Below are 9,868 nucleotides of genomic sequence, written 5' to 3' on the forward strand. Positions count from 1 at the left end.
TCAGTGACCGGTCTTTTCCACGTGGTACCAGTCATCAACACCGCCGATCACGTACTCAGTGATCGCTTTCGTTGCGACGAGACCGTACAGGGGGAAGATGACCGGCGTTACGATCCATTCCCAACCGATCCGATCGACTTTCCCGTGAACGTAATCGATACACCGAATGAGAACAGAGATCGTGATCACCGTGAGAAACGGACCGAACGAGATCATCGTGTCACTGAACAGAACGACGACTACGAACTTTGCTGTGAGAGAGAGAAGCAGCAGGTTGCCGAAAACCGAACTCATACAAATACCCATACTCAGTACACCACGGAGGGTACGCGGCGGAAACCGTTCACGGAGCAGTAGGTGAAACACCTGTGCGTATCCACTCATCCAGCGCTTTCTCTGGCCCCACCAGTCGTGTACCGTGTGTGCCGCTTCGATCGTAGAAGAGTAATACAGCTGTTCATGAACGTCAAACCCGTGTTTGTAACACCGGTACGCAAAGTCATAATCTTCGGTGAGCATCGTCGGGTTGTATCCACCGACGGTTTCGAAGGTCTCTCGACGCATGACAACGGCCCGACTGGCCGCAAGGCGGAATCCGATGAAGATCGAGAGTAAACGGCTGGTAACGTAGTTCAATAGGACGGATTCGTAGTAAGCGATCGCTTCGATGAGACCACTCGCACGGGGGACAGTGCGACCCTGGACGATATCACACTCGGAAAGTTCAGTCACTGCACTCGATAGAAATTGAGGATGAATCGATTCATCGGCGTCGAAAACGGCGATATACTCGGACACTGTCTGTTCGACAGCGTAGTTGATGGCTCCGGCCTTCGATCCTGAATAGCGCGTGTTGATGAGATATTCGACGGATTCATGATCAGCCGAAAGGGTAGTGGCACGATCGATACTCGGCTGATCGTCAGGCTCACAGACGATACACACGGTGACGGGGACCGTCGACTCAAGGAGGCTCGTGACGCTCAGGTCAAGCACGTCAGCATCCTTATAAACAGGAACGATAGCCGTCATCGATCCCGCAGCCAGTTCGGATGCTTCGCTTGAATCGATGCGATGGATGAAAAGCTGTACAATGAATACCAATGCAGACAACGACACCATTCCGGTGAATGAGACTGCTGCGATACTAGCCTGTAACGTCACGATGATGAGGCTGATAACGATCAAATCGAGATGGATAGTTATGATCGATAAGCCCCTGAATAGTTCAAAGGTAAATATAATACCAGAAAGGGAGAAAAAGAACATGCGACTGAACCAGCGACGGAGGAATGGTCGGACCAACCAGTGTTCAGTATTCATATTAACATCACTAATTAATTGATTTTATCTCTTATCGATGATTGAGGGCTATACGACAGCGGAACCGTCGGGAGGGACTGGGCAGAGTCAATGCGCAACCGAGTCGGCCGCTGGAGGGGAATTACTCTGAGACCAGTGTCGGAAGAGCGAGGAAAGTCTCCATTCATGGTACCATCACCAAGGAATACATTCGACGTAAATGAAGGAAACACAACCCACCCACACAAAGGTTTCGATACAGATACGTATTTGTTATAGAGTACGTTTCGGATTCGGCGCTAAAGGAGAGTTCAGGATTACTTCAGTTTTTCGAGTTGGCTATCGCGGAGGACGGATTTCAGAACGATATCCGTATCCTGAACGAGGCGATGCTCGAGATAGCTGCCTTGTCCTCGTCCGCCACCTGTTCGGGTCGATTCAACGACACCGAGAAACGCCTGCTCTTTGAGGAGTTCGTACACACGATGCTCGCTGAGCGTTTTCGTGCCGAGAGTGTCAGCGATCTCCGTGTAGTGATCGTAGATGTGGCTCGTCGAAAACTCGTCGTCTTTGTTATTCTCGGTAAGGAGCGCCAGTGCGTACAGGATGAATTTCACTTGCGTCGTCGATCCTCGAAGCAACTCTTCGAAGCGGTCGATCTCTGCCCATTCTTGAGCGTCTCTCACGTGTTCTTCACGGATCTTGTCTGCGTTCTGCCGTTCGGCTAGTTCTCCAGCATGGCGCAAAATTTCGATCGCCTTCCGAGCGTCGCCGTGTTCTTGGGCTGCGAACGCGGCGGTGAGCGGGATCACATCGTCGGTGATGACGCTATCATGAAAAGCGTCACGACGATGGTTCATGATTTCACGGAGCTGGTTTGCGTCGTAGGGTTGGAAAACGAATTCCTCCTCGCGGAGACTACTTTTGACGCGTTCATTCAGCTCGTTGTGGTATTCGATTTTGTTGCTGATCGCAATGATCCCGAGATGGCAGTCCGCTTTTCCGGATTCACGGGCGCGGGAGAGTTGCATTAGTACGTCATCGTTTTCGAGACGGTCGACCTCGTCAAGGATGATCACGACCGCATTGTATCGCTGATCGAGTATATCCCACAGATAGTCGTAATACTCTCCACTTCCGATGCCAGATCGAGGAATATCGAACCCAGTTATGTCCGGATCGTTCACCGCACGGGTGATCGAGCGAGCGACGCGGGTTTGGGTGTTATGCTGAGCACAATCAACGTACACCATCCCGACAGACGCTCCTTGGGCTTCTGCAGCACGCTTTGCTCGTTCGGTAACATGGCGGGCGACTAGGGATTTCCCGGTCCCAGTTTTCCCGTAGATCATGACGTTGTTCGGTGGCTGATCCTGAACGATAGGCCGGAGTTCAGCAGCGACCGCTTCGATCTCGTCATCCCGACCAACGATACGAGCACTCTCTGGCACGTGGCCGACCTTAAGAAGTTCCTTTCGATTAAAGATATGAGTGTGAGAGGGATCACCGTCGAAATTGAACAGGGGATCTTTAGACGGGTCTTCAAACCGGTCGTCGAAGTCGGAAAGTCGAGGAGGATCGTCGACCATGTATATCCAATGCAGTGGAGGGAGTTTACTTAGGTTTATCCCTCCCCAGAAAGAGTGTATCTCTCCGGTTCACGCTGACGTAACAACGTCGTACGAGCCGTATCACATCTGTGACTGATGAACCGAGAACAGAATGTATCGCGTGTCCCCATCGGATCACTCCTATGGCAGCTCGTTACTCGTAGAGAGACCCACCCCCGATCAAGAGTGTATCGTCGTTTGGTCTACCTCACCAACCCCCCCACCCCTGATCAAGAGTGTAAGTGTTCATAGGGGGGGTGGCTCCAGTTGAGAACGGGGACGTGGTTCTCGAAACTGCTATAGAACTCGGTTAGAAGTGATATAATAGTAGAAATAGATATTTACTGGACGGTAGCGTTTCGATAGGAACGAGAACGGATCAACCGTTCTCTTCTTTCACGGTTTACTTAATGGACTGTTCTCGTTTACTGTTTATAAATATTTTGTTCTACTGCTGTTACTTGCTGCTGTTACATACTAGACGTTCGTCTAGATGTTGTTTCACTATGCTAGTTTGCTAGCTGTTCTAGCTAGCTGTTCCACTATCTAATGATTATTAACTTAATAGTTACTAATTATATAATAATTAATTATTAATTATTATAATTAATACATAGCTAATAATGTAGATGTGAGTGTTAGACTATTGGTTATGAATAGATACTTCATTAGAACAACAATTAACTAGTGTACGGATTTTTTATGCTGTATATAATGTAGTATATAGTTTTGTGCTGTGTATAACGTTGTATGTGAATATGGGTATGTGGATATAGGTATATGGATATAAATTATTTTCTAATTTTCGGTGGAGTGTTAACTGTATTTGGCGATATTCATGGTATGTCTGCTTCAGCGTAGTCAGTAGTGGCTCAATCGGTAGTCGGTCAACGTCATCTACAGTTCGCTCGGAACCTCACGCCTTCCTCTCTGGTTTACACTCTTGGCGAGGGGTGGGTGGGTGAAGCCTCCGATAATCACTGGATGTGTAGCGAAATGCAGGACCCCCTCCGAACAGATACACTCTTGATCAGGGGTGGGTGGGTGGAAGTGGTAGGATAATGAATAGGTTTGGATGACTGCTTCAACCCCTCCAACGAGTGCTTACACTCTTGACGAGGGGCGGGGGAGGGGGTTGACAGACGGCTGCGAGCACTTTCACTCTTGATCAGGGGTGAGGGTCCCGGTCCGGCTTTCTCCCGAAACCGCTTGCGGAACACGGCGAAGAATATAATCTCCCTTAATTCCTCCGTGTATATTTTACTACTAATAGGAACTGTTTTACTTTCGGATGCCAAACGAGAGACACATGTACGACGAGGATGACCTCGAGACCATCCGCAACGCTCACGACGTGTGGGAGGAGGATACGCTCGATCCGGTGCTCGATTCTTATGGCGAGCGCCACGATCGATTCGCAACCGTCTCGAATCACGAGGTAAACCGGCTGTACACGCCGACTGATGTAGCCGATCTCGACTACGAAGAGGATCTCGGTATGCCTGGTGAGCCCCCGTACACGCGTGGACCGTATCCGACGATGTACCGCGGCCGGACGTGGACGATGCGCCAGTTTGCTGGGTTCGGAACCGCCGAGGAAACCAACGAGCGCTTTCACTACCTTATCGAGGAAGGGCAAACTGGTCTTTCGACCGCCTTTGATATGCCTTCCTTGATGGGAATTGACTCTGACCATCCAATGAGTGAAGGTGAAGTGGGTACGGAGGGCGTCGCCGTCGACACACTCGCAGACATGGAAGTGTTGTTCGATGGTATCGACATCGGTGAGGTGTCTACCTCTTTCACAATCAATCCGAGTGCTGCAGTGATCTACGCGATGTACGTCGCGCTTGCCGATCAACAGGATGTCCCTCGCAACCAGATCAACGGCACCCTTCAGAACGACATGCTCAAAGAGTTTATCGCCCAGAAGGAATGGGTGATTCCACCCGAACCGTCGTTGGACGTGGTAACTGACACCATAGAATTCGCGGTCAATCAGACACCGAAATTCCATCCGGTATCGATTTCAGGCTATCACATCCGAGAAGCCGGCTCGACGGCCGCTCAGGAGGCTGCTTTCACCCTCGCTGACGGCTTCGCCTACGTCGAAGACTGCTTGGACCGGGGCCTCGATATCGACGCATTTGCGCCTCTCTTCTCGTTTTTCTTTAATTCGCACAACTCTCTCTTCGAGGAGGTAGCGAAGTTTCGTGCGAGCCGGCGCATTTACGCACGAATCATGGACGAGTGGTACGACGCACAAGCTGATGAAGCGAAGCGGCTAAAGTTCCATACTCAGACGGCCGGACAATCGTTGACCGCTCAACAGCCAATGAACAACATCGCTCGGGTAACGATACAAGCTCTCGCGGGTGTCCTTGGTGGAACCCAGTCGCTACACACCAATTCCTTTGACGAGGCGCTTGCACTTCCATCCGAGAAAGCCGTTCGGGTCGCGTTGCGCACCCAGCAGATCATCGCTGAGGAATCGGGCGCGGCCGACATCGTTGATCCGCTCGGGGGCAGTTTCGCCGTCGAAGCGCTCACCGACGAATTGGAAACCGAAATCATGGATTACATTGAGGAAATCAGAGCGAAAGGGGATGGTTCCGTTCGCAGAGGTGTTCTCTCCGGAATCGACGACGGCTACTTTCACCGAGAGATTCAGGACTCCTCGTATGAGTATCAACAGCGCGTTGATGCAGGCGAGGAGACGGTCGTCGGTGTCAATGAATATGAAATTGAGGAAGACACGTCTGTCGATATCCTCACCGTAGATGAGAGCGCTGAACAAGCGCAACTCGAACGCCTCGAACGAGTCAAACGCGAACGGGACGACCAGGCAGTTGCAATTTCCCTCACGGCCCTATCAGACGCTATCGAATCGGATGAGAACGTAATGCCGTACATCATCGACGCCGTGAAAACTTATGCCACGATGGGTGAAATCATGGGCGTTTTCGAGGATCAGTACGGATCATATCAGGAGACACCTGTGACAGCGTAAATCGTATTGACCTCAAACGTGGTCAAACAGCAGGATTACGGCAGCTATCGAATGTTTACATTACAAGCGTATGTCTGTAACAGTAAAGAATCATACCTGGTTCGTCGACTCGACCAACCGCAATGTCGTCCGATATCACCCGATTCTCTCCGCTAGATAACTCAAACGCTGTTTTCTCCTACTGAACACGGCATTTGCAGACAAGAACCATATGCTCATTCCTGTCGATGAATATCGTACGATGTCAATGATCACAGAATCCGACGAAGGAAAATCCGTCGTCCGTGATGATACCACCGTCGGTATCGTAGCCACCGTTGAGCACGGAACGGCATACGTTGAACCGGATCCCAGCCTTACTGATAAAGTAATGTCCCAGTTGGGGTGGAAAGACATCGATGAAGAAACGTTTCCGCTCCAAGATGATGAAATTGCTGACGTGACGGACGATGAAATCAGACTCCAAACATCGAGATAATTACTTACCGCATCCGTCTATCTTTCGGGACACCCGAAAAGGACAGATCACCGTGGCTTTTCTGATATGGGTGTAATATATGTAGAAAAGTAAAATACAACATTAAATTATATTTCTATACTATGGACACTAGTTAATCAACATTGGCGTTATTTTTTCTTCATAGACAGGTATGCACAGACAATTGTCACGCCATCTACCTGCTATAGTATCGATACAGTATATATTTCAAAAATAGAATCAATATAGCCGTTCAGTCGCAGGATGACCGAGGAAATTGAACTGAGTGATATGAAACGTATTTTCGATGGATTAATATTTCTGTAAGTGGATCCGTGCATTGTATGGGGGACGTGATATGTGATTGGGGCTCCTCTGGTTGTGAATCGTCTCAGGATCAAGTGTCCTTTGCTAAATTCATGCATCTTGATCTTAAACGAGATCGAAATCGGTTGGGTGACTATGGGAGCAATCGGGACGCTGCTCTGATATGCAGAGGAAGGAGGCACTGTAACACTGGGGGTTCAATTTAGAACGATGGTGGGTGAATACGCCACAATCGTCGTTCTGAACGGATTCTCTGGGTCGGGTGTGTTTCATTTGGATACTGTCACATCCCGGCCACTGATTACTGGTGAAGAGCTTTCGTTGATCTCGAACGCATCGGAACTCCTGATTGATTGATTCTCGATTTGATCATGAGTCTTCCCACCTCCTGTGGTGACATTCGCGTTGATGTGTCTCGAAACCCACCAGCACTCGAACTGACCGACGATATTCAGGGTGTCTCTGCCACGCTTCCAACGAGTCACGTTCCAAATCCTATACAATGCTCAACAGATATGTTTCTTTTTCCAGTGGAAGTAGCCTATGAGTTGGTCCCGCTCGTCCTCTGGACCGGAAAGCTCCATCCAGTTGCAGTACGTGATTCTGACGGATCGATAGTCGCAGAGATCAAAGATGACGAGTCAGATTTTCTCCCAGCTGGACGGTACACGATCGATATAATGTCGATAGAGATGAAGGTGTATCTGCTCGTCGACGGTCCGGTGGCGATCCGTTCGGAATCAGATCGAGGGCGGATCATCGACTGTTCAGCAGCCAAGACCGTTCAGCTCGGTTTACGGTCCTTTCACGAGTTACCAACTGCCACAGTAACGACGACGGATCGGCCCTACGATGTGATGCGCGCGTTCTCGTGTCTCGGTTCAGCACTCAAAACCACCTCCTGCGAACGGTCGTTTCCAACGCTGCGTGGTCATCCACCGCTGTTCGAGCGTGGTAGTCGTTTTCAGGCACCTGCAAATCTCGAACGGACTGAAGAGACGGCTAGTATTCGTATTGAAGTCCCACCGACGCTTGAATCCATCTACCCAATCGCGCCGCTTGCTTACTATCTGAACGCCGTCGTTCGTCCTGGTGATACTCCCCGGATCGTCACTACTGATACCACTTATCCACTTGACCGGGGTGATGGACTGGAAACTGGTGCGGCACGACTTCTCAAACGCACCTTCACGCTCGATTGTATCACTCGAACAGAAGGTTTTTATCCGTTCCCACTCGGAGAGCGGGTGACACTAGAACAGCGATTGCTTGATGCCGGAATTGAAGTCGACTTCTCTGCTCTCTATGAGCAGACGCTGGTCGAACGAGTGAACGAATACATCTCGATTCCGTTCGGTCTCTTGGAGGATCTCGTACCCCGCTGGCCGCTTACTGCCGACGTTCGCCCATTAGGGAAACACATTCCGTTTTTACCGTTCGTCGTCCAGAGCCTCGGGACAGTACGATGTCTTCCGTTGAGTTGTCAACGATTGACAAGCCCAGTCTCGCCGGCAATCGAGGAGTTCTGTCGACAAACACCAAACAGAGATGAATCTTCTATACAGAATGAGGAAGATGAGTCGGCAGTCGAGCGGGGTTTTCCTCGGTCGTCAGAAGACGCTGATATTCCAACGGACATTTACACTCCCCCAGAGACCGACAGTGTCACCCAACTCTGGCTCGCTGATGGCTATCCACTTCAGGGGGCAAAGCCGACAATCGACGCGCTCAAACGCAGGTTCGAGACGGCCACCGTTGATGAATACGAAGTAGCTGTCGTCAGCAACGACACTGCGATGCGTGCTGAGTCAGATGTCACCGATCTGTACGGACAGAGAGAACAAATATCGTTTGATGTGACTATGTACGAAGAGTTAGCACGTTCGGAGCTTCGAGACGTATTTACGAAGAGCTACGATCTCGTTCACTACATCGGTCACGTCGATGTGGAGGGTCTTCTGTGTTCTGATGGGTGGTTGGACGCTCACACGCTTGAGTGGGTTGCGACACGTATGTTCGTGCTCAACGGTTGTCGGTCCTATGTTCAGGGTCGAGCCCTCGTCGATGCTGGTGCGAACGGTGGGATGTGTACGCTCTCTAACGTCGCCAATACGGCAGCCACCCGTATTGGGCGCACTGTAGCTCGTCTCCTCAACGCGGGATTCACGCTAGGTGGTGTACTCGAACTTATTAACGAGGCGTCTCTCATCGGGCAGCAGTATATGATCGTCGGTGATCCTAGCACGGCTGTCGTTTGGAATCCACAGGACTCTCCACGACTCGTAGATCTTACTTCGACGTCGGACGCGGACACCTTCACTGCAGACCTCCAAACCTACGCAGCGAATCAATCACGGATCGGATCGCTTTATCTACCCTCCGTCGTGGACAACGACATGTATTATATCAGCAGTAGTAATATAACTGAATTCACAGTTTCCGAGTCGACAGCCATAGAATTCTTGCAGGAAGATCGGTTTCCTGTTCGGATTGACGGATCACTGGAGTGGGATGATTCGGTTGAACTGTAGTTTCCCGTCATAACGAACGATCTATAACTGATTCACGTGTTCATCAGCCATTGTTTAATGCAAAATAGCTATTACAATATTATCGATACACCGGAACGCTCGCGGGATCCACTACGGTCCAGCCGGATGCCAGTCGGCAGCGACCATGCCGGCCTGTGAGAGTATGAGAAGTACTGTCAGAAGACCGCTGACAAGTTTCGGGTGCTTTGCCACGCGCGTCGTGATCCTATCATCGGACATTACGTTAATACATTGCATGTATATAATAAAATAACTAACTAAATTTTTCAATTACATTACTATGCTTAAAAAATAGTTTGGTTACATTCAGTTACATTTGACATCTCTTCTTTCTGAAGTCAGATGTCGAATGTTTGTTGCTTGCCTGCGTTGGCGGTGACTTCCAGACAGGACCGGATAGAGGGCTCACAACCCAAAGTCGTTTAAGAGACAAGTATCTGCACCGCGTGTTCCGACAAAAAATGTGGTTATGAAGTCAGCGGTTTTACTTAGCAGTTCTCTTCTGTTCGGTTACCATCGTCCGAATCGTTCGAGCTATTCGAATTAGGTGATGTCTCTTCCTCTATCGTATCTGTTGGTGTGTCAGTGG

The 9,868-nt window shown here is 50.0% G+C and carries 6 protein-coding genes; 3 read left to right on the forward strand and 3 right to left on the reverse strand.

Annotation, left to right across the window (positions count from 1 at the left end):
- A complete protein-coding gene (locus EIK79_RS12075; RefSeq protein ID WP_221621743.1) occupies positions 1-1,164 on the reverse strand; it encodes a glycosyltransferase in 1,164 nt (387 codons plus the stop codon).
- A gap of 455 nt (positions 1,165-1,619) precedes the next feature.
- A complete protein-coding gene (locus EIK79_RS12080) occupies positions 1,620-2,891 on the reverse strand; it encodes a Cdc6/Cdc18 family protein (RefSeq protein ID WP_124955366.1) in 1,272 nt (423 codons plus the stop codon).
- 1,330 nt (positions 2,892-4,221) lie between these two features.
- On the opposite strand from EIK79_RS12080, the gene EIK79_RS12085 reads away from it, so the two are divergent.
- The 3 genes from EIK79_RS12085 to EIK79_RS12095 all read left to right on the forward strand — a co-directional run bounded on the left by EIK79_RS12085 (position 4,222) and on the right by EIK79_RS12095 (position 9,258).
- Positions 4,222-5,922 (forward strand): acyl-CoA mutase large subunit family protein, encoded by a 1,701-nt coding sequence (locus EIK79_RS12085; RefSeq protein WP_124955367.1) that lies wholly within the window; start codon positions 4,222-4,224, stop codon positions 5,920-5,922.
- A 241-nt stretch (positions 5,923-6,163) separates the two neighbouring features.
- Positions 6,164-6,400 carry a PRC-barrel domain containing protein gene (locus EIK79_RS12090; protein WP_124955368.1) on the forward strand — a complete coding sequence of 79 codons (237 nt, stop codon included), beginning with the start codon at positions 6,164-6,166 and terminating at the stop codon, positions 6,398-6,400.
- Positions 6,401-7,242: 842 nt separating this feature from the next.
- Positions 7,243-9,258, forward strand: a complete 2,016-nt coding sequence (locus EIK79_RS12095; protein WP_124955369.1) for a CHAT domain-containing protein — start codon at positions 7,243-7,245, stop codon at positions 9,256-9,258.
- Between the two features lie 111 nt (positions 9,259-9,369).
- On the opposite strand, the gene EIK79_RS19025 is transcribed toward EIK79_RS12095, so the two are convergent.
- Positions 9,370-9,498, reverse strand: coding sequence for a DUF7503 family protein (locus EIK79_RS19025; RefSeq protein WP_267900538.1), 129 nt, complete (start codon positions 9,496-9,498; stop codon positions 9,370-9,372).
- Positions 9,499-9,868: the final 370 nt, after the last annotated feature.

This window comes from Halocatena pleomorpha (assembly GCF_003862495.1).
Taxonomy (GTDB): domain Archaea; phylum Halobacteriota; class Halobacteria; order Halobacteriales; family Haloarculaceae; genus Halocatena; species Halocatena pleomorpha.

Bases quoted from the DNA above. Each gene is read 5' to 3' on its own strand.
- EIK79_RS12080 (WP_124955366.1), bottom strand. From the start codon at position 2,891: ATGGTCGACGATCCTCCTCGACTTTCCGACTTCGACGACCGGTTTGAA.
- EIK79_RS12085 (WP_124955367.1), top strand. From the start codon at position 4,222: ATGTACGACGAGGATGACCTCGAGACCATCCGCAACGCTCACGACGTG.
- EIK79_RS12090 (WP_124955368.1), top strand. From the start codon at position 6,164: ATGTCAATGATCACAGAATCCGACGAAGGAAAATCCGTCGTCCGTGAT.
- EIK79_RS12095 (WP_124955369.1), top strand. From the start codon at position 7,243: ATGTTTCTTTTTCCAGTGGAAGTAGCCTATGAGTTGGTCCCGCTCGTC.
- EIK79_RS19025 (WP_267900538.1), bottom strand. From the start codon at position 9,498: ATGTCCGATGATAGGATCACGACGCGCGTGGCAAAGCACCCGAAACTT.